14 protein-coding genes and 1 pseudogene are annotated in these 20,814 nt (G+C 47.9%); 1 reads left to right on the top strand and 14 read right to left on the bottom strand.

The genetic code is table 11. The features are described from left to right. The first annotated feature begins 79 nt into the window (after positions 1-79). Positions 80-1,036 carry a D-2-hydroxyacid dehydrogenase gene (locus PPA03S_RS13895; protein ID WP_062323816.1) on the top strand — a complete coding sequence of 319 codons (957 nt, stop codon included), beginning with the start codon at positions 80-82 and terminating at the stop codon, positions 1,034-1,036. Positions 1,037-1,150: 114 nt separating this feature from the next. Here PPA03S_RS13895 and PPA03S_RS13900 read toward each other — a convergent pair whose 3' ends face one another. From PPA03S_RS13900 to PPA03S_RS13960, 14 genes and pseudogenes are all read right to left on the bottom strand, one after another. Next, a complete protein-coding gene (locus PPA03S_RS13900) occupies positions 1,151-2,146 on the bottom strand; it encodes a TRM11 family SAM-dependent methyltransferase (protein ID WP_062323818.1) in 996 nt (331 codons plus the stop codon). A gap of 40 nt (positions 2,147-2,186) precedes the next feature. After that, positions 2,187-3,899 carry a methyl-accepting chemotaxis protein gene (locus PPA03S_RS13905; protein WP_062323820.1) on the bottom strand — a complete coding sequence of 571 codons (1,713 nt, stop codon included), beginning with the start codon at positions 3,897-3,899 and terminating at the stop codon, positions 2,187-2,189. A 292-nt stretch (positions 3,900-4,191) separates the two neighbouring features. Continuing rightward, a complete protein-coding gene (locus PPA03S_RS13910; RefSeq protein ID WP_245683616.1) occupies positions 4,192-5,196 on the bottom strand; it encodes an MsnO8 family LLM class oxidoreductase in 1,005 nt (334 codons plus the stop codon). A 27-nt stretch (positions 5,197-5,223) separates the two neighbouring features. Then, on the bottom strand, positions 5,224-6,639 hold the full coding sequence (locus tag PPA03S_RS13915; protein ID WP_062323824.1) for a deoxyguanosinetriphosphate triphosphohydrolase family protein: 1,416 nt from the start codon (positions 6,637-6,639) through the stop codon (positions 5,224-5,226). 672 nt (positions 6,640-7,311) lie between these two features. Further along, a complete protein-coding gene (htpG, locus tag PPA03S_RS13920) occupies positions 7,312-9,192 on the bottom strand; it encodes a molecular chaperone HtpG (RefSeq protein WP_062323826.1) in 1,881 nt (626 codons plus the stop codon). A 1,100-nt stretch (positions 9,193-10,292) separates the two neighbouring features. Further along, positions 10,293-11,192 (bottom strand): nickel transporter permease, encoded by a 900-nt coding sequence (gene nikC, locus PPA03S_RS13925; protein WP_062323828.1) that lies wholly within the window; start codon positions 11,190-11,192, stop codon positions 10,293-10,295. 85 nt (positions 11,193-11,277) lie between these two features. After that, complete coding sequence (locus PPA03S_RS13930; RefSeq protein ID WP_062323830.1) at positions 11,278-12,282, bottom strand: ABC transporter permease; 1,005 nt, start codon at positions 12,280-12,282, stop codon at positions 11,278-11,280. Between the two features lie 184 nt (positions 12,283-12,466). Continuing rightward, positions 12,467-14,116: pseudogene (locus PPA03S_RS13935) on the bottom strand (ABC transporter substrate-binding protein). An 808-nt stretch (positions 14,117-14,924) separates the two neighbouring features. Next, a complete protein-coding gene (locus tag PPA03S_RS13940) occupies positions 14,925-15,863 on the bottom strand; it encodes a glycoside hydrolase family 25 protein (protein ID WP_062323832.1) in 939 nt (312 codons plus the stop codon). A gap of 595 nt (positions 15,864-16,458) precedes the next feature. Then, the gene (locus tag PPA03S_RS13945) at positions 16,459-16,956 is read right to left on the bottom strand and encodes a phage holin family protein (protein ID WP_062323834.1); all 498 of its coding nucleotides are present in this window, start codon (positions 16,954-16,956) and stop codon (positions 16,459-16,461) included. Positions 16,957-17,563: 607 nt separating this feature from the next. Then, the gene (locus PPA03S_RS13950; protein ID WP_062323836.1) at positions 17,564-18,874 is read right to left on the bottom strand and encodes a pyocin knob domain-containing protein; all 1,311 of its coding nucleotides are present in this window, start codon (positions 18,872-18,874) and stop codon (positions 17,564-17,566) included. Continuing rightward, positions 18,874-19,464: a YmfQ family protein gene (locus PPA03S_RS13955; protein WP_062323838.1), complete on the bottom strand. Its 591-nt coding sequence runs from the start codon at positions 19,462-19,464 to the stop codon at positions 18,874-18,876. The genes PPA03S_RS13950 and PPA03S_RS13955 overlap by 1 nt, the downstream gene beginning before the upstream one ends. A gap of 45 nt (positions 19,465-19,509) precedes the next feature. Further along, positions 19,510-19,659 (bottom strand): hypothetical protein, encoded by a 150-nt coding sequence (locus tag PPA03S_RS32865; protein WP_157284153.1) that lies wholly within the window; start codon positions 19,657-19,659, stop codon positions 19,510-19,512. A 14-nt stretch (positions 19,660-19,673) separates the two neighbouring features. Further along, on the bottom strand, positions 19,674-20,813 hold the full coding sequence (locus PPA03S_RS13960) for a baseplate J/gp47 family protein (protein WP_062323841.1): 1,140 nt from the start codon (positions 20,811-20,813) through the stop codon (positions 19,674-19,676). Position 20,814: the final 1 nt, after the last annotated feature.

The raw sequence follows: 20,814 nt of genomic DNA on the forward strand, positions 1-20,814 counted from the left end.
TTCCTGCCTTTTACGCACATCGTCTTCTTTTCTGCTACACTAAAAGTACAACACAATTGAATTCAGGAGGCCACTAACTATGGGTAAAATTGTATGTTTCCCATCCTTGTCGACAAAGCAACAACAACGCATTCTGGATGCAGCACCAGGTTATACACTTACGGTTGGCAAAGCCAAAGAGATTGACGCATCGGAGTTAAAAGAAGCCGAGATTATCGTAGGCTGGTCTCCATTGGTAACCGAACATGCCCTGAAAGAAAACAGCCCTTTAAAATGGGTTCAGGTCTGGTCCGCAGGTGTGGATAACCTTCCTTTCTCAGAATTGGAAACAAAAAATACACTGGTAACCAGTGCTAATGGCGTACACGCCATTCCCATTACCGAAATTATTCTGGGTATGATGTTATCCCACAGCCGCTGGCTGAGACAAGCCATGGTCCACCAACAACAGGCAGAGTGGAAATCACCCGGCAAGCCACTGCCTGAATTGCACGGCAAAACAGCAGTCATCGTGGGCGTAGGAGAGATCGGAACAGAAACCGCGCGTATTCTCAAAGCACTGGGCATGAATGTGATCGGAGTGCGCCGCTCCGGAGAAGATGTTCCGAATGTAGACCGCATGTACACCATGTCCGGCTTCCATGAAGCTCTCGGTCAGGGCGATTATGTCATCAATATTTTGCCACTCACGGATGAAACCCATCATATCTATGATCAGGCTGCATTCGCCCATTTCAAATCCGGCGCCTGCTTCGTCAATGTTGGGCGTGGTCCAAGTGTAAATACGGAAGCTCTTCTGAGTGCATTGGACAGCGGACAGGTTGCCTTTGCTGCACTTGACGTATTTGAAGAGGAGCCTCTCCCTTCCGATCATCCATTATGGGGCAAGGACAATGTTCTGATTACACCGCATATTGCAGGCAGCACAGAGCAGTACACTGAACGGGCACTTGATATTTTTGTCCGAAATCTGGAAGCGTATGTTTCTGGTAAAACTCTTCCGCTCAATCTGGTGGATTATAGTCACAAATACTAAATATTCCATTTTATTCTATGTGAAATTGTACAAATCTATATTAGGTATTCCCTTGCCACTCCAAACAAAAACCTCCACACTGGAAATTTTTTTTCCGGTGTGGAGGTTTTTCGATTATTCAGTAATGTTCATGTTGTCACACACCCAAATGTGACGTATAAACGTGCCCTTGCTCACTGTTCGATACTGAGCGATGGTCCATCCGGCATCCAAAATGTGCCCCTCTACCCTTTCGGTGGAAACGATAACCGCCCTCCTTGCAAGCCTCTTCAAACTTGCCAACATGCCAAATTGTTCCTCATCGGGAAGAACAGAGCATAAATTGTAAGGCATATCCAGTATGGCCGCATCGTAGAAACCTTCCAAATCATTCATATCCCCAAGGGTAATCCTGGCCGGATCATACCCATAATGAGGAAGATTAGTACGCGCCCCCTGTACTGCCAAAGGATTCAAATCATTGCCAATCGCCTCGATCCCCATCGATAAAGCTTCAATGACAACAGTTCCCATTCCACAGCACGGATCGAGTAATTGATGACCCTCCACTTGTGGAATCGCTATATTGACCAGCGCTCTGGCTAATGTAACACCAAGGCCTGTAGAATAATTTTGCGGTTTCTGGTGATGGGACTGCCATGAACGATCAGCTTCGATCCACTGGCCCAGGATCCATTTTTCGTCTGAATGGATTAGTCCAAAAGTCACATCAGGCTGCTTCATCATCGCCTTGCCCTTAATGCACATGCCCAGCTCTTTTTCCAGCTGACGGGAACGCGCATAATCTGGCATATGATCTCCTTCTTTCAGGCATACCACCTTAAACGTTTCACCAGAAGACAGATCGATTTGTGAAGCGGCAGGCTTCAGACCTGCCACCGTATCCGCCTCGGCCATCACATCCAGTCTGCCCCGAACAAATGGACTTCTGCCCGGTGGAAGGCAGATCTGGGAGCGAATATAGGCGCACCCTCCGGAATGGATATCGATATCAGGAACGAGCATGGTGGTTAGCTCCAGTTCACATAATGCACGTTCATTTTCATGACAGGCAAAGGTATACACATAACTTCCAACAACTGAATTTTTGCGGTTTGCATCGTTCAACATGGTAGCCGTCCTTCATGTTTCTTCTATTATAAGAAGAGGTTTATATTTTTAATTTTTCAATGGAGGCCAGCAGATCATCGGACAATTCTTTCAGGGTTTGAATATTGCCGCTAATCGTTTCCATCGAACTCACCTGCTCTTCGGCCGAAGCAGATACTTCTTCTACACTCGCCGCGGATTGCTCCGACACTGCCGAAATCTGTTGGCTAAAATCATTCATGCGTCCGCTCGTCTCCTGCATACCCTCCAAGCCATCCGTCATAGTCGCAATGACCTGGACCATGCTCTCGACCGATTCACTAATGGTACGGAACAGATTGCCGGAAATACGTACTTGCTGTTGCCCCCGCTCAGTCTCCAGTACACCTGTACGAAGTTCCTCAACCACACCCTGGGAATCCCGCTGAATGTCCTCTGTGATGACTGTAATCTCTTCCACCGAAGTTTGAACGGCTTCGGACAATTTCCGCACTTCTGCTGCGACGACTGCGAATCCGCGTCCGCTCTCCCCCGCACGAGCTGCTTCAATGGAAGCATTCAAAGCAAGCAGGTTGGTCTGGCGTGCGATATCATGGATGACCTGAACCAGCTGCGAGATATCTTCATTTTTGCGGTCAAGCTGTTCCATTTTGTTCATGGAAGACGAAACTGCCCCAGCGATCTGCTGCATCTGGTTTACAGATTGTTCCATCGACTCGCGACCATTGTGTCCCTGCTTCAGAATGAGGTCTGACATCCGTCGAAGCTGGTTTCCCTGCTCGGAATGCTGCTGGATAAGGATATTAAGTCCTTCAACGGTACGAGCGGATTCTACAGCCGTTTCCGCCTGACTCTCTGCCGCTTTTGCCGACTCTTCCATCGTTATGGCAATTTGGCGACTGCCAATCTTAACCTCTTCGGAGGAGATGGCCAATTCGCTGCTTTGGCGATTGACGGATTCAGCGATACGTCTAACATTCAGTACCATGGACGTCAGATTACCTTTCATGTCATTCACCGCTTTGGCAAGCACACCAACTTCATCTTCATGTCTGGTATGTATATCCTGGACATTCAACTGACCTTCCGCAATCAGTTTCACGGCGCTGATCACCCGGAGCAAAGGTTTAACCACTTGAGAACGAATGATCGGAATACTGATTGCCGTGATAAGAATCATTACCACTACACCAACAACAATGATCATTCTTCCATCCTGCACGGATCGAATCGTCTGCGCAGCAGAGATGCTGGATTGTTCCTGATTGTATTCCACCAGATAGTCCAGATCGACTTGCATGGCATCGAAGGAATCGGCCCCTTTTCCGGATACTTCCTTGGCCAATTGTTCCTGTCCTTCATCACTCAGCTTAATGGATTGTGTGTTGATCTTGAGGTAAGCTTCCCACTTCGTTTTGAATGCATCCCAATGTTCCTTTTCTTCCGTTGTCTTTTCCTGTTGATCGTATATTTTAATCGCCTGGGCCGTTTCCCGAATGTACTTGGTACGCTCTTCCCCGAGGGCCGCTTTGACCCCGGCCTGTGCATCATAATGGCGGTAGCTCAATGATAAAATATGTTCTGTCGTATAATTTAAACGGTTAATCTGTTGAAGTGAGGGCATCCAGTTATTGGTGATCTCATTCGTGTTTCTTTCCATGGAGTTCATTTGTGTAACAACGGTGACGCTAAGAAGAATTAAACAGAGGATTAATAGATAGAACGCGATGCTGATACGCAGACCGATACTCTTGATCTTGAATCTGCTAAACATATGATTTCCTCCCTGTGCCTATTTTCGGCCACTTCCGAATATAGGTTCTTTTGTCGTTGTTTTACCCTTCTTTTGGCATATTGCAAAATAATCTGTTCAATACAATATCTATAGGAAAACAGACGTAACGTATTATAACATTCTTTTGTTAAGGACATGCTCTGTTTTGTTAAAGATGGTGGATGGCTGCCCGACTCAATTCAAAAAGAGCTGCAGCATACGGATTACCGATCTGCAGCTCTTTAGATTGTGAAACAAATTAGGAATCAGGTAGAGAGTAAGCTCGTGCACATTACGCTTCAGCCAGCAATCTGTAAGAGGCCAACCTGCGCTCATAATCCGGTCCAGCCGTAACCACAAGCAATCGATTGGTACCCAGTTTGTCGCTCACCTGCTGTAACTTTTCCCAAATCTGCAAAGGTGTGCCTGTATAATGGCGCTGTGCTTCCGTTTCGCTGGCATGGTCCACATCATGAGCTATCGTGTCAGGATGGGTACGGGTGTGGATATCGGGCTGTCTTGGAACCTCTTCCCCTCCCGCTCCCCGGTTCTTCGTCATTTCACGACTCCAGGACAGCGCCTCTTCCTCTGTCTCCGCACACAGAATGCTGACAGCAACCATGACCTCCGGCTCTTTCCGATGGGCACTTGGGATGAACCCCTCCCGGTAACGACGTACAGCCTCTGTACCATCAGCGTCACTCATGAATTGACCGAATACATACCCCATACCGAAACGGGCAGCGAACTCCGCGCTCTTTACGTTGGTACCCAGCATCCATAAGGATAGGGGAAGCTCCGGGATCGGGCGAGCCGTCACGGGATGCTCCTCATAAGTATAACGATCCTCCAGCAATTCCGTCAGTGCAGCGAGAGATTCAGGCAGCTTGGACACATGTTGCAAGTAATTGCCACTCAAGGCCATCGTTGCATGCGGACCACCGCCTGGCGCACGACCCAAGCCGAGCTCCATTCGCCCCGGATAGAGGGCGGCGAGCAGCCGGAATGACTCCGCTACCTTAAGCGGGCTATAATGCGGAAGAAGCACAGCTCCGGAGCCAAGCTGAATCGTGTTGGTTCTCGCCCCAATATGAGCAAGCAGCACTTCCGGTGATGCCGATGCAAGTTCGTCCATATCATGATGCTCAGACGTCCAGTACCTTGAATACCCCCAAGTCTCAGCACGCTGCGCAAGGGTAACGGATTGTTGAAGCGCCTGTTCTGCCGTGGCACCGTTCAACCTTGGAACAAGGTCAAGTACGCCCAGATTGTATTTCCCACTGATGTTCGCACCCAAGCGGCTCATCCCCTCCATCTCGCTTATCTAGTCCAGATCGTAAATAGAACCGACCTTGAGACCGTAAAGTTCATTATATATTTTCTCGGCAAAAGCATCCGTCATCCCGGCAATATAGTCGATCACCATATGCTCCCATGTCCAGATCGGATTAGCCTTCGCCTGATCCTTCTCATACCGTTGCAGCCAATCAGACGGAATAATGGATTTGGATGTCTCTGGATCAAGGAAAGCATCCCACAGACGTTTGATCATCCATTCACTGCGCTTTTGCAGCCGCTGGACTCGCAGATCCCGAATCATAGTCACCCAGGCGAAGCTCTTGAGCACACTCACTGTACGCAGCATGTCTAGATCCTCGGCACCCTCACGGACAAACGTGACCTTCTTCCAGTCTCCGTTATCAATGACCCCCAGGCTGGCAACAAAAAGGCTGACCCAGTATGCCTTGACCTCACGGCGGGTACGTGAGTAATCATGCTCACAGAACGGCATCTTTTCATTCCAGATACGCAGAAACGAAGCGAGTACTTCTTCTACCTTTTGCCCAATCGCTTCCCTTGTCCACCCGTTCCAGAACAGATCCTCCAGCGTCGTAATCTTATCCACAATCAACCGATTGATATGCGGATCTTGGAGGAAATGCTCATGCACTTCAATCTTGCCTGCCTTGATGCCGTCCTCCAGATCATGGGCAGAGTACGCGATGTCGTCGCAAAGGTCCATCAATTGGGCTTCAAGCGTCTTTTTGCCAGCCGGAATGCCCCAACGATTGCGAATCTCGTGGATATACTGCCATTCATGATGATACATGCCCTTCTTGCTCTCCGTACCGGGGTAAGGGTACTTGTTGATCCCCAGCAGCACTGCATCGGACAGGTTCAGCCCGTCGATATCCTCGCGTTTCTCCAAATACATAATGAGACGGAAGTTGTGTGCGTTGCCTTCAAAATGTTCATATTTTCGTTTCAGCTCCGCGCGAATCTCCGGCTCCTGTTGGGGTGACTTGGCCCCGCGGCTCTTTTTCATCACTTTCTTGACCTCGGTGTTGATGAGATCATCCAGAATGCCGTCCAGCACTTCTTCCCCTTTATGTCCAAAAGGCGGGTGACCAAAATCATGTGCAATTGCGGCACACTCCACCACTTCCGAATCGATGATCAATCCGGGGTTGTCCGCCTGACTCCAGTCTATCTCCGGAAACCGACGAAGCAGGCTCCGTGCAGCTTCACGCGCAATCTGTGCCACCTCCAGAGAGTGGGTTAATCGTGTGCGATAATAATCGCCTGTTCCGGCGCCAAATACCTGGGATTTGCCTTGCAACCGACGGAAGGTCGGTGAATGGATCAGTCTGGAATAGTCCCGCTCATATGCGGCCCGAGCTCCATCCAGTTTGGTCAGTTCAGGGTATTGCCTATGTTCTCTTAGATCGTTCCATTGCATGTTGATCACTCCTAGCCGACTGTCTCTATTTTGAGTGATTATACACATAATCAGCGTTTTCGAAAAGCAAAACCTATCTGCGATTGTCATCTCTTCTCACATCAACTTGTGAAGCACAGTCATCTTCCTTTTATTATACCCTGCCAGACTATCATCCGTGCACCTAAATGATAATGATTCATATTGAAATTACACTAACGTGACTAATGGTGAAAAAAAGTGACTTATACAGTTTACGTGGCCGTTACGGTTACGGATCGTTCTTTTGATCGCTGTTATTCCCAAATTTCTTTGATTCCCTTTAAAAAGGGAGAAATTCGGGAATAAAGGCGAACGCTCCGCTTCTACAGAATCGATTCCGTCCCCTTCACTACTTTTGCTGTCCTTAAAATACATAATGGTATTCACCATTCAACTCGCTAAAATCGAGTGAAAATCAAGTTCAATTTAGAATAATATCATCCATCACTACAGTGATAGTCTGCCTCCCCCGCATCCTTCCCGTTGTGGGTAAAAAAACAAAAACCGACAGGACGGAAATGCCCTGTCGGATGAATATGGAGATGCAGCGAAGTGATTTAGCTACTCAACTTAATTTTCACCTAGTTTGAATCTTAAGGCTGCGTGAATTTTTGCATCAAGGATATTATCGCACGCTTGTACGAAGGATTTTTACACCATAACCTTGCAGATATCGTTAGTGAATTCTACCGGGTCTTGAATTGGTAGTCCTTCGATCAGCAATGCTTGATGATACAGCAGGCTTGTGTAGAGGTTCAGTTTTTCTTTATCCTGTGCGAATGCGTCTTTCAGCGATTTGAAGACATCGTGATTGACATTGATCTCCAACACTTTATCCGCCTGTACATTTTCACTGTTCGGCATAGCTTTCAGGATTTTCTCCATCTCAATCGTCAGTTCACCTTCCGTGGACAAACATACCGGATGGCTTCTCAGGCGTTTGGAAGCTTTAACAGCTTTTACTTTGCCGCCGAGCTGTGCTTGCATCGCTTCGAACAACTCTTTGTTATCGTTGTCCTGTGCATCCGTCTCTTCTTTGTCTGCATTGTCCTCGATGCCCAGGTCACCGCTGGAGATGGATTTGAATTCTTTCTCTTTGTAGTTCGTGATCATCTTGATTGCAAACTCATCGATGTCGTCGGTGAAGTACAAGACTTCATAGCCTTTGTCGAGTACACCCTCGATCTGTGGCAGCTTCTCAATCCGTTCAATGGATTCACCGGATGCGTAGTAGATGTACTTCTGATCTTCAGGCATTCTGGAAACGTACTCGTCCAGGCTCACCAATTTCTTCTCTTTGGAAGAAGAGAACAGGAGCAGATCCTGCAGGGTGTCCTTGTTCACACCATAGTCACTGTATACGCCATACTTCAGCTGACGTCCAAACGCCTGGTAGAACTTCTCGTAATTTTCACGCTCATCCTTAAGCAGGCTTTGCAGCTGGCTCTTGATCTTGTTCTTGATGTTCTTCGCGATCAGACTGAGCTGACGGTCGTGCTGCAGCATTTCACGGGAGATGTTCAGGGACAGATCTTCCGAATCCACCATACCTTTGACAAATCCGAAGTAATCCGGCAGCAGATCTCCGCATTTGTCCATGATCAATACACCGTTAGAGTACAGTTCCAGACCTTTTTCATACTCTTTTGTATAGTAATCAAACGGTGTATTCTCCGGGATAAACAGGATCGCATTATATACCACTGCGCCATCAGCGCTGATGTGCAAATGTTTGAGCGGTTTGTCAAAACCGTAGCGTTTTTCCATATAGAAGTTGTTGTAGTCTTCTTCGGTCAATTCGCTTTTATTTTTACGCCAGATCGGCACCATGCTGTTCACGGTTTGCTCTTCTTTGTACTCTTCGAACTCGTTCTCCGTACCTTCTTTTGGACGTTGGCCTGACACATCCATTTTGATCGGGTAGCGAATGAAATCGGAGTATTTCTTGATGATGGATCTCAGGCGGTACTCTTCCAAAAATTCGTCATACGAATCTTCTTCGGTATTCTGTTTGATCGTCAGGACGATTTCCGTACCCACGGTATCTTTCTCCGCTGGAGTGATCGTGTACCCGTCCGCGCCTTCGGATTCCCATTTCCAGGCTTCGTCGCTGCCCAGCGTTTTACTGGTCACGGTAAGCTTGTCCGCCACCATAAATGCAGAGTAGAAACCAACCCCGAATTGTCCGATGATATTGTGTCCGTCTTTGGCTTCATTCTCTTTCTTAAACGCCAGCGATCCACTCTTCGCGATAACCCCCAGGTTGTTCTCCAGCTCTTCCTGCGTCATCCCGATTCCGGTATCCGTCAGGGTGAGTGTCCGGTTTTCTTTGTCGATGGTGAGCTTGATGTAGTAATCCTCTTTGTTGAAGACGAGTGTGTCGTCAGTCAGTGCTTTGTAATATATTTTGTCAATGGCGTCACTGGAGTTGGAGATCAGTTCTCTCAAAAAGATTTCCCTTTGCGTGTAAATGGAGTTGATCATCATATCCAGCAAACGCTTGGATTCAGCCTGGAATTCTTTCTTAGCCATGAATGGGTGTCTCCTTTCAAATTGGATATCGAATGATTGGATTGAATATAGAAAGTAAACCTTTGAATTGTCCATGCCGAACGTTACGTTGCTAGACCAGCCTTCAAATGCTTTGATCCACAGATTTTTTGGATTCACTCTATTGCTGATTTAAAATAAGTGCATAATTTTCTGCGGTCCAGCCGTTCCGGTTACGAATCGTTCTTTCGATCGCTGTTATCCCCTAATTTCCTTGATCCCTTTTTTGAAAAGGGAGAAATTAAGTGATAAAGGCGAACGCTTCGCTTCTACAAAATCGATTTCGTCCCCTTCACTGCTGCCGCACCATTCACCAACTGATTTTAAACATTGCGATTTTTATTCAAGTAAAAATCTGTTGATCCATCTTGCTCGTGTGCCAGGTCTTTTCTAGCCCCTCAACTCTCATGTCCTATTCAAGGTTAACTTTATCCATATTCAAAAACACAATCATTCCATATGTAGTCGTGTAATGTAAATTCATTTGTTAGCACTCCAATCATCAGAGTGCTAAACCCTTCCTTTTATATAACATATGGCAAAATTGGGTGTCAATACGAAGGCGGATATTTTAACAAAATGATCGAATAACCATTCAAGTTTTGCACATCTCTACCATTTTAGCTCAATCCATCATGCAACACAAAAGCCGCCTCGAATCAAAGTTCGAACCGGCTTGGAGACAGACTGTAATGAGTATGTGGAACAGACGATAGTATCATAACATCGCCATCTAATGTATTTCGAAAGGACATCTACCTTGCTGTGTTGTGATTGCCACATTAGATAACTGCCTTAGATGACTGCCTGAGTCAGCGCTGGCAAACCACACGCTAACGAACCTTACAGAAGTTAATAGGGCTTTTTAGGATGATTTCGCTAACCTAAAGCATCGTAGCACGCTATCTCTCACCTTTAGGCGACCTTCCCAAACTTTCCGCAGGTTTTCGCAAAATAGTGTGTGTGGGATTCGTCAGACTGGGAAATTGGCAGTAAATCGCACAATAAGGCTTTCCAGGTTCGTTAGATTTGGAACAGATTCGGAGACTTGATTTTAGAGATTAAAATGGAGATGCAACCTTCTACTTTTTCACCATTTTTGGATCAAGGGTATCGCGCAGCCCGTCCCCCAGCAAGTTGAAACCGAGCACGGTGAACATGATGGAAAGTCCCGGGAAAATAAGCGTCCAGGGCGCTTTTTGCAGAAACTGGCGGGAATCCGACAGCATTTTACCCCACTCCGGGTCAGGGGGTTGCGCCCCCATGCCAAGAAATCCGAGTGCAGCCGCTTCAATAATTGCTGTCCCTATGCCCAGTGTGCCTTGTACGATGAGCGGGGTAAGGCTATTCGGCAAAATGTGCCGAAACAGAATCCGCATATTACTAGCCCCCAGCGTACGCGCCGACGTAATGAATTCCTCCTGTCTCAAACTAAGTACCCTTGAACGCACCAGCCGTCCGTAGGTCGGGATGTTCACAATGGCGATGGCGAGCAGTGCATTTTGCAAGGATGGACCAAGAATGGCCACGATGGCAATCGCCAGCAGGATGGCTGGAAAGGCAAGCAGGATATCGAACAAACGCGAGATGAGCATGTCTGCCCATTTTCCATAAAACCCGGCAATCAGTCCAAGCAACGCACCCGCCACAATGGAGCCAATCACGGAGAAAAAACCGACCCATAATGAAATGCGCGCCCCGTGCAGCACTCTGGAAAATACGTCACGCCCGAGATCATCGGTACCGAACCAATGCTCGGCCGAAGGGGCTTGCAGACGATCTGTGAGTACCTGCTCTTTGTAGTCATACGGTGCAATATATGGGGCAGCAAAGGCCAACAGAATGAAAAAAACGATAATGATCAAACCTGCGAGCGCAAGCCGATTTCTTCGAAACGTTCTCCAGGCTTCCCGCCATGGACCTGATGCAGGTGCAGGCGCAGTGTCCATTGGTGCTCCGGTATTGGTCGATAATTTGACCATGCGGCGTCTCCCTTCTTGGCTATGGATGAAAGATAAGATCAACGAGTCCACTACGCTCAGGCACTACGATTGCTGAACCGTCTTCCTACTTGTAGCTAATCCGCGGATCGAATACGGCGTACAGTAAGTCCACAATCAGGTTGATCACTACGAAAAAGAATGCCACGATCAGAATGCCGCTCTGGATCACCGGATAGTCCCGCGAACTAATGGCTTCATATATATAGCGACCGACACCAGGCCAGGCAAAGATCGTTTCGGTCAGCACCGCTCCACCGAGCAAGGAACCGGTCTGTATGCCGATGACAGTAAGAACGGGGATGAACGCATTTTTCAACGCATGTCCATATACAACAAAAAACGGGCCAAGCCCTTTCGCCTTCGCGGTTCGGATATAGTCCGAACTCATCACTTCGAGCATACTGGAACGCGTCATCCGGGCAATAACAGCCATCGGAATTGTGCCGAGCGCGATACTTGGCAGCAGTAAATGTTTTGTTACCGTCCACAACTGATCCCAGCGGCCGGCAATCATCGTATCCAGCACATACAAGCCCGTCATGGCTTCAACTGGATCACGCGCATTCATTCTGCCGATGGAGGGCAGCCAATGCAATTTGTTCGCAAACAGCCATTGTTCCATCAACCCCAGCCAGAAGATCGGCATCGACACACCCACCAATGCAATGACCATGCAGCAGTAATCAAACCACGAGTTATGTTTCCACGCACTGACGATCCCGGCATTCACGCCAATGATGATCGCAAACAGCATGCTCGCCATCGTTAATTCAAGGGTCGCTGTCAGATAGGGCATAATTTCCTGGGCAATGGGAACCTTGGTGCGGATGGATGTGCCCAAATCGCCCTTAAACAGATCGCCCAGATAGGCGAAATATTGTTGAAACCATGGTTTGTCCAGTCCCAGCTGGTCACGCAGAGCCTGCTTGGATTGTTCGGTTGCCTTTTGCCCGAGTATGGTCTCGGCCGGATCACCCGGAATGGCATGGATAATGGAAAAGACGATCAGGGTCATGCCCAGCAGCACGGGCAGTAACACGAGTACACGTTTGACGATGTAACTGTTCACTCCTCATTCACCTGCCTTCGATGTATCATGCAAAATCCATGCAATATGCAATTATAAAAAGCGCTGGCAGACATGCATGCTTAAGATCGTTACATCCAGATGTGGGTTCTTATCAAGCATTGCGTGTACGCCAGCGCTTTGAACTAATAAATCTTGATAATACTAAACACAGCTCATATACAAGTTATTCAAAGTAGGCTTTGGCATAGGATTCCGTGCCCAATGGGGACGGTACGAAGTCTTTCAGGTTCGCTTTTCCTGCCAGAATGGGAGTGGTATGCACAAGTGGAACCCATGGAGCATCTTCCTTAATAATCACTTGCGCCTGCTTGTACAGTTCCGCGCGCTTGTCCTGATCCGTTTCTTTCTGCGCACTCGTCAGCAGCGTATGCAATTCTTCGTTGACGTAGAAGCTGCGGTTGTTGCCCGGGATCGCGTCTTTATCGAGCAGCGTATACAGGAAGTTATCCGGGTCACCGTTATCACCTGTCCAGCCGAGCATGTAAATGTCGTCCTTCTCCCCGGCTTTGGCATCATCCAGATACGTTGCCCACTCGGGTGATTCGATGTTGACGGTCACTCCGATTTTCTCAAAATCGGCCTGAATCGCTTCGGCAACCTTCTTGCCGTCAGGCATGTATGGCCGGGATACCGGCATGGCATAGAATGTTACCGGGTCAGGCAATCCATCAGGATAGCCGGCTTCGGCAAGCAGCGCTTTTGCCTTTTCCAGATCGTAAGCATAGTCCTCAATACTGTCGTTATATCCCCAAAGCGTTGGCGGCATCGGATTCACCGCTGGCTGCGCTTGTCCGGCAAAGAAAGCATCGATAATGCCTTGTTTGTTTACCGCATGGTTGAGGGCTTGTCTTACTTTCACGTTATCAAACGGTTTTTTCTTGAAATTGAAACCAATGTATGACACGTTAAAGGGTGGACGCTCGATTTTTTGCAGCTCGCTATTTCCCTCAAGGATGGACAAGTCATCCGGGTTCAGGTCCTCCATGATATCAATCTCGCCGTTTTGCAGCGCATTGAAGCGGGCCGTGTTATCCGGAATGGAACGCACGATCACCTTGTTCAGCTTCGGCAGTCCCTCTTTCCAATAATTCGGATTCTTCTCCAAGGTGATGGAGTCGTTCCGCTTCCACTCTTTGAATACAAACGGGCCTGTGCCTACCGGCTCGCTCTTGAAATTTTCCTTTTTCTCCTGAATCGCGGTTGGACTCGCAATGCCAAATGGCGTCATCGCTATGTTTTGCAGGAAAGGCGCTTGCGGCTGGTTCAGGGTGAACTCGACCGTTGTCTCGTCAATCGCCTTGACTTCCTTGATCACACGTGCATCCTCTGGACCAAACATGGAATCGTAGTAATCGAAGGAATCTCCCTCAAATTTATACTCACTGGCCGGATCACTCCATCGGTTGAAGTTGAACACCACAGCCTCTGCGTTGAAGTCGGTACCATCGTGGAATTTCACTCCGGACTTCAACTTGAAATCATACTTGAGTCCATCCGCCGAAATCTCCCAGCTCTCAGCTAGTCCAGGAACAACCTCGGTTCCACCTTCTTTGTAGTCAAGCAGCGAGTCGAACACCTGATGTCCGATCTTCAGTGACTCCCCATCTGTAACGATTGCCGGGTCCAGTGCCACGGAATCTCCGCCGCGTCCCATAATCATCGTATCCTAAGCCTCGGTCACTTCCGCTGGAGGTTCACTGCCTTCGGCCGGAGCAGGTGAATTCCCAGCCCCCTCATTACTGGAGCAGCCCGATAGGATCAAGACTGTACTCATGGCCATTGCCATGATTCCGGACATCCACTTTTTTCTCATTCGCATACGTACAACACCCTTCCCTGTCTCATAATGTGTGTGATACTGGCATGAAAAAAACTCTATTGATTACAATCGATCGGTTTGGTGCTTTGTATCATATGAAAGGCTTTAAATGCCTTTGATACCTGGGATGGATGTTTAGATAAGTTGAGGAGCATATATGAAATGTAAAAACGGATGTAACCGTACACATTTTTTTAGATTTTTCGAATGTGGTGACCATTTATAAATGCCTGTCGTTGTTGCGCAATAATTAAACTTAGGTCAATAAGCAACAGTAGGATGGTACTGATTTGGCTTGGCGGCTCCAAAATCGAGCTGATTTAGAGAGAACGGCAGCGTTGTCTGATAGGGTAGGAGTTTGTCTTGGCGTTAGATCATCGCAGCTAAAGTGCAATAGGCAAAATCAAATGGTGGCGATCAGCTGATGGACAACGTAATTTAAACAGGATTTTAGTGGTTAAGCAGGTTGGATTGTGTCATAACGTTGTGAGATGGATCTACAGATGTTGGATTTTACAACAGGGAGACATTACATTAACTTTTCATGTTAAAGTCTTGTCATGATGAGGAGGATTGTGAAATTAAACAGTGGTGAAAATCGATTTCGTGTAACTTACTTTACATCACATTGATCAATTAGACAAGAGATTTACGGACATACGTCTTCAACTTTATTATATATGTTAATATCATTTACATGAAATACAAAAAAGGAACACCTTTCGACAAAAAGCGTCGTGTGTCCCTTGTTGTGTTCACTCAGTTATAACCGTGCCCAACTTATATTTTAAGTTATACCAGCTTATTTTTTGAATAAACCTCTGCGGTACATGACCGTGATAAAACGGTAAAAATCATAACTTGCCCCATTATCGATGCTAAACAATGGATTTTTCGTATCATATGCCAATGCTGCATCCACGGCCGCTTTCGCCCAGACCGGAACTTCCATCTGCTGGCGCGCCTGCAGTTTATCTACCTGGGATTTGAGCGCATCAAACGCTGCTTTCTCTTCGGCTGTCATCGGTTCGCCCCCTTTCGGTGGTTCGGTTGGATTCGTGGGATGGGTTGGTTCGGATGGCTCTGGCGGCTTTGGTGCTGCTGCTACATATCTTGCTTTCAATTCCGCTGCCGATCCTTCAAACTCGTTCATGTCCACGTTGCCGCTGATCCCGTTTACCTTGCCCGAATCCGTATACTGCCAGAACGTCCACCGTTTCCAGGCCGGCTGTGCATCCGGTACACGTGTGTTGCTGTAACGCGCAATCCATAGATCGTATGAGCTCATGGAAGTATCAAAATTGCCGGCAAATGAATTGCCCGTGTATATAATCGGTTTTACACCTGTGAGACGTTGTAATTCCGTTAAAAAAGCTTTGGCTACCGTGTTGATCTGAGCTTTACTCAGGTTACCGGGATTATTCTCGTAGTCCAAGACAGGAGGTAATTGCAGCGCCTTGGCGCCTCCTACTTTTTGCAGTGTCGTGGCATAATGCGCAGCTTCAGCCTTGGCACCATCCATGGATGTTGCACGGAAGAAGTGGTACGTTCCGACCAGCATGCCCACCGCCAGTGCGCCAGTCACATTTTTCTGGAAATTCGGATCCGTATATGTCTGTCCTTCGGTGGCCTTGATGAACACAAATGTCATGCCGCTTGCCTTCACTTTGGCCCAGTCAATTGTGCCCTGATAACGGGAGACGTCAATGCCCTGCGTGTTGCCCGAGCTTCTCGTTTGCATGTTTCTCACACCCTTTATGCGGCAAATTGCCGTTTGTATCCGCATTTTGCATCATTCGATTCAAGCGCTCCAGGATGCAAGTATAGACAGATTAGATCATTCTGATCTATGCATTGCTGATGGAAAGTCGCTCTCTGGATTGATGCATAATACTCTTACATTTAATGCTTGAGGATCAGGGGTTGCTTGTGTGCATGTCCTGATTGTTGGTGAAAGATAAGTTTGGATGGCTATAGATTACATCGGTTTTGCTATTTGGGTAAGATTAGTTGCTGCTTGGTCAGTCTGCTTCGAATTCTATGTCGGTGCTATCTAACTTCTATTGGTAATCTATTGGGTTTCCTTTAACTAACTAAAAAATACCGAGTCGGTAAGTGACCGTTCCAGCTACGGATCGTTCTTCCGATCGCTGTTGTCTCCAAATTTTCTTGATTCATTTTCTTAAAGGTTAGAAATTCGGAGACAAAGGCGACCGCTACCGCTTCTTCAGAATCGATTCCGTCTCCTTCACTACGTGTAGCTAATGGATCAGACTATCGATTCGAATATTGCTCTATCTCTTGCTACTAGGCACATTTTAATGAAAGCTAATTCCTTACTTCGTTCCATCTCGGGTCTGTTGATCAGCGTCCTTATGATCTGACTGTACAAAAGATTCCTTGGAATCAGGAGTATAGTTACCAGGAATCCCCCCGTCTCCTCCCTTACCCTTGAGCACTTCAATAGCCTGCCGGATCGCAGGCGGAATTGGTGCGCCCAGCTTGCCCCCATTTTCAATAATGGACAACAGCTCATTCGCGATATAAAAAAAGGCGACCGCATCCCTGAACAAATGTCCGTCTCCCAGAACACCGTCCACCAGATGAGCCACCGATACCATTGCAAAAATAAATACCTTTCGGGCGATGCCAAACATCCCGACATTGCTCTCCAACTTGCCACTCATCCCCGCCGCTGCAATCCCAGTTAGATAGTCGAGGATGACGAAGACTAGCAGTACGCCGAGCACGCCTGACCAGCCGCCGAAGAAGTAGGTTGCTGAGCTGGTTATTAGAGCGAGAAGCCATTTCCATAGGGTATCCCATCGTTCCATGGTTTCACCTCCTTTGAATTTTAAATTTTTATATTTGAGATCTTTAATAGGTACATAAAAAAACACGCTCCGTTGTTGGGCGTGCTAACTACTCAATAATTTCATTTGAATCTATTCTGATAGCATGCAGTGCTTCAGCCACTTTCTCTCGACTCCTTACAGGTATTTGCTCGAGTTTGATCAATCCCTTTTGAATCAGCAAGCTTAACCCGCATCAGGTACCACACTCAACACCGGTTACCACCTTATTGTGGACACTGTACCTCTTATTCGATGTAAAGCTTTAAAATACTCACATTTACTCGGATATGTGCGTTTGAATGGTACTAGACTTTCACTTGCTTCAGTTTTAAAGTTCTATCTTCGACTGCCTTCATATATTCATATGGAGAGAAATCGTAGATACTGCCATGCAGGCGAATGATGTTGTAATCTTGAATAAATTGACTAACAACCTCTTAAGCCTGTCGATAGCTCCTGGCGACGATATCATGCCATCTCAATGATGGCTTGATAAGATTCAATATGAGCGTTTTTTTATTGGGTATTATAGGCGGTATAAGCTCGTGGATCGTTCTTAAGCTAAGGTTGATATTAGTCTACACACCTAACCCATCCTCGCTACAACTGTCATATCTATGCCCAAAGTGAAGTTTTGTATTGACGCCGAACTCCCGGCGCTGGCTGAAAAATAATAAATTTGAAGTTCTTGTCCTGCTTCCAATCTTATGTTTAGCAAGCCAACAGTTTGTTCACCTGTGGTTGTACTATCAGATGTGAACTGGACACCATCTTTCATGTACCTGACAGTAGCTAACGCTCCGCCAGTGGAAACAAGTCTATATGTCAATTTGTAGTTACCTGATTTACTAATCTTAATTCCTCTAAACAGAGTCAAAGAACCGTTTGTAGTACTCCCTGTTGGCGCGGAATAGATTGAAAAAGAGCCTGGAGATATTGTCGATATCGCCAAAATTTTATCTTTAAGTACCGCCCATGTCTCACTTGTGGATGCACTAATACCCTTGGCGTTAATGGCATCCACGATCCCATTTTTAGCATCAACGCCAGATTGAAAAACGTCAGGACTCCAAGCACTCCAAACGCCATTTGTCATGACACGCTGCCTATACCTTGGAACTCCTTCCAACGCTAGAGCTTCCTGCGTCATGAAAAGATCATTATGCAGTGAAACATTTATGTGCCACCAGCCACCATCTGGTGCATTAGTCATTGCAAAGCCACGATATTTCCCGGTTAATAACCCAGGAGAATTAAGATCAAATCCATTAAGGAGTTGAATGGTCGCTCCATCGTCCTGTGTTACTTTGTGAGTTTGAAAATTGTACACGTTCTTCCTCCACGCCGTCCATCCATGCTCGCTTGTGTACCTCCGTTGCTGGAACGTGTCTTCGTATATACTCCTAGCTATCTGAATGACATATGCTCCCTGAAGATGTGCTTGCACCTCGATATAGTAGTATTGGTTGTTGGGAGCATTAATCATTTCTCCACCAGAGTAAAATCCTGTGGTCATTAGAGTATTTAGATCTAATCCATGAGCGGATAGAGTAGTTCCGTTATCTTGTGTTAATTTTCTTTTTTGCCATTGCTTATCATCTACGTATCCATTAGATGCACTTATTGCACTTAATTTTGCATCCCTCACCGCCTTCTCAGTCGCCGCCACCGTCTCAGAAGTTCCATCCGTCTTGCTCGATAACTGCACCTTCCCTTTCTGCGTCAAAGACGCATCGGGAATATCCATCTGACTCACCGCTTCACGAAGCGCATCCAAATCCGCCTGCGTTGCAACACCCTCATCAATCTTTTCAAAAATCCCATTAATACTCTCCCGGGTTACGTTCTCATTCCCCAAGGGAAGAGGCAATTTCAGTCGATCCGTTTCTTGTGGCATTACGCCCACACCTCCAGTTCATTCCACGTCAGGGACGCGGCATCCAGTTCATCCCAGGTCATCTGTTTGTTGTCCAGATCGTCCCAGATCAGATAGTGATATTCATATTCCACGGCCATGTGAGCCGGTTTCAGTTCATCAATCGCACGTTTGAGATCATCAATATTGGGCGGAATGCCCATCGTATCCACAAAGCTCACCGTAAAGCTCCATGCTTCCGGCTGAAACGTCACATCCACCTTGCCCCCGGCATACGCCTCAGCTACATTCGCCACGAGCCTACCGGAAAATTTCCCGGCACCGCGCAGCTTCGATTCGACCACCGCACGCCGCTGGTCTACTGGTTTGAGACGATCCGTCTCAATGCCAAGCTCCTGCTCCCAGAAGTCCAAACCCCACGTCGACGTGCGGACAAAGAACTGATCCAATGTCTCATCCAGCGCCTGATACAGCAGATCCATCTCGGTTCCTTTGGACTGCATATCGGCCTGCATCACGCGGGAAGTCTCATAATAGCTCGGCAAATACGAAAAGAGTTCCCGCCCTTTCTCACTCGTCAATCCAACAGGTACAGCAGAAGGAGCACTCATGCCCTGTCCCCTCCCTTCCTCTCACATCAACGTAAACACCTTCGCTCAAATGCTGCGTTCCCGAGCGGCGTACCGCACGACCCAAGCACTCTTCTTGTCCAGCGCTTTTTTCTCTTCCAGCTGAACCGGATGCAGCATGGTCGGAACATTCCCCATGCCCCATACTACCGATGCCGCTATAACTACGCTTTGCATCCTCCACTACGCCTCTACTCATGCAAATCCACCGTCCCCAGCACCGCCACCTGACTCGCTGTCATCTCGATATTCTGGTCGCTCACACCGTTCACGGTTAGCTCCGAATAATCGATAATCGGCGGAATGTCCAGCAGGATCGCGGCAATCCGGGTGTAGCGTACAAGCGGATCGGCAAAAGCAAGCTGCTTCAAATACGCAGTCACCCCGAGTTCGATCAATGCTCGTACATCTGCCAACGTCGCATCACTCGCAAGGGTCAGCTTCACCTGAATGTTCATTGGTACTTCTTCTGCTGGCATAACCGTCACTACAGGACCAGCGGGGGCAACACCTTCACCCTGTCCATCCTGCGTTGGGTCCACGTATTTCTGCACAGACGCCACCAGATCGGTTCCCGCGGCACGTTTGTCCGTATCCAGCAAATACAATCCCACCGTACCCGGCCCCTTCCATAACGGTATGACACGAGTTGCACCAACACCTGGCACCTCACTGGCCCACTGCACATACTGTGCTTTGTTGCCGCTGGTCCCCTGATTGCGGACTTTGGCATAAAAGCGTTCCAGCAGCGCCGTATCTGCCTCAATATCTGCACCGCCTTTAATCACCTCAACGTTGGTTACAGAGGTAACGCCACTCACTGGTGTGGACAGCACGGTCACGGTGCCTGCAGGCACGTTGCTTTCTTTTCCGGCAACGAGCGCCCGCACGCCAACACTACCCAGACCATCTTCTCCCAACTCCACTCGACCAACGGTTTCATATTCGAGCGAAGCCTCACCGGAGATTTCATCTGCCAACGTAGCCACAACCGTACCCGCAGGAATCACCTTGCCCGGCGTACCCACGAACCTCACCACACCCTGTGCCGCTACCGCAGCCCGCCGCGTAAGCCCATGCTCCCCCGCCCGCAAATCCAGCTCCTCCGAACGAAAATTCGGATCACTGCTCGCCGCCGTACTTGCAAACCCGCGCCGCAGCAGTTCCTGCGCCCACAAAGCCGCCTCAGACAGCATAAACGCAACCGGAGCCTCTGCATCCCACAGAAAAGAACCTTCCGACTTGTCCAGATCCGCGGGCAGACGATCCAGCATACGCTGCATAATCTGTTCCTCCGTCTGGTCCTCCAAATAACGCGGAATCTCAGCCATC

Origin of the sequence: Paenibacillus pabuli NBRC 13638 (assembly GCF_001514495.1) — a bacterium.
GTDB lineage: Bacteria > Bacillota > Bacilli > Paenibacillales > Paenibacillaceae > Paenibacillus > Paenibacillus pabuli.

What these genes read in the sequence shown, in the direction of transcription:
- PPA03S_RS13940 (WP_062323832.1), bottom strand. Translation starts at nt 15,863, where the DNA reads ATGCAAACGAGAAGCTCGGGCAACACGCAGGGCATTGACGTCTCCCGT.
- PPA03S_RS13945 (WP_062323834.1), bottom strand. Translation starts at nt 16,956, where the DNA reads ATGGAACGATGGGATACCCTATGGAAATGGCTTCTCGCTCTAATAACC.
- PPA03S_RS13905 (WP_062323820.1), bottom strand. Translation starts at nt 3,899, where the DNA reads ATGTTTAGCAGATTCAAGATCAAGAGTATCGGTCTGCGTATCAGCATC.
- PPA03S_RS13915 (WP_062323824.1), bottom strand. Translation starts at nt 6,639, where the DNA reads ATGCAATGGAACGATCTAAGAGAACATAGGCAATACCCTGAACTGACC.
- PPA03S_RS13955 (WP_062323838.1), bottom strand. Translation starts at nt 19,464, where the DNA reads ATGAGTGCTCCTTCTGCTGTACCTGTTGGATTGACGAGTGAGAAAGGG.
- PPA03S_RS13950 (WP_062323836.1), bottom strand. Translation starts at nt 18,874, where the DNA reads ATGCCACAAGAAACGGATCGACTGAAATTGCCTCTTCCCTTGGGGAAT.
- htpG (WP_062323826.1), bottom strand. Translation starts at nt 9,192, where the DNA reads ATGGCTAAGAAAGAATTCCAGGCTGAATCCAAGCGTTTGCTGGATATG.
- PPA03S_RS13960 (WP_062323841.1), bottom strand. Translation starts at nt 20,813, where the DNA reads ATGGCTGAGATTCCGCGTTATTTGGAGGACCAGACGGAGGAACAGATT.
- PPA03S_RS13895 (WP_062323816.1), top strand. Translation starts at nt 80, where the DNA reads ATGGGTAAAATTGTATGTTTCCCATCCTTGTCGACAAAGCAACAACAA.
- nikC (WP_062323828.1), bottom strand. Translation starts at nt 11,192, where the DNA reads ATGGTCAAATTATCGACCAATACCGGAGCACCAATGGACACTGCGCCT.
- PPA03S_RS13900 (WP_062323818.1), bottom strand. Translation starts at nt 2,146, where the DNA reads ATGTTGAACGATGCAAACCGCAAAAATTCAGTTGTTGGAAGTTATGTG.
- PPA03S_RS32865 (WP_157284153.1), bottom strand. Translation starts at nt 19,659, where the DNA reads ATGCAAAGCGTAGTTATAGCGGCATCGGTAGTATGGGGCATGGGGAAT.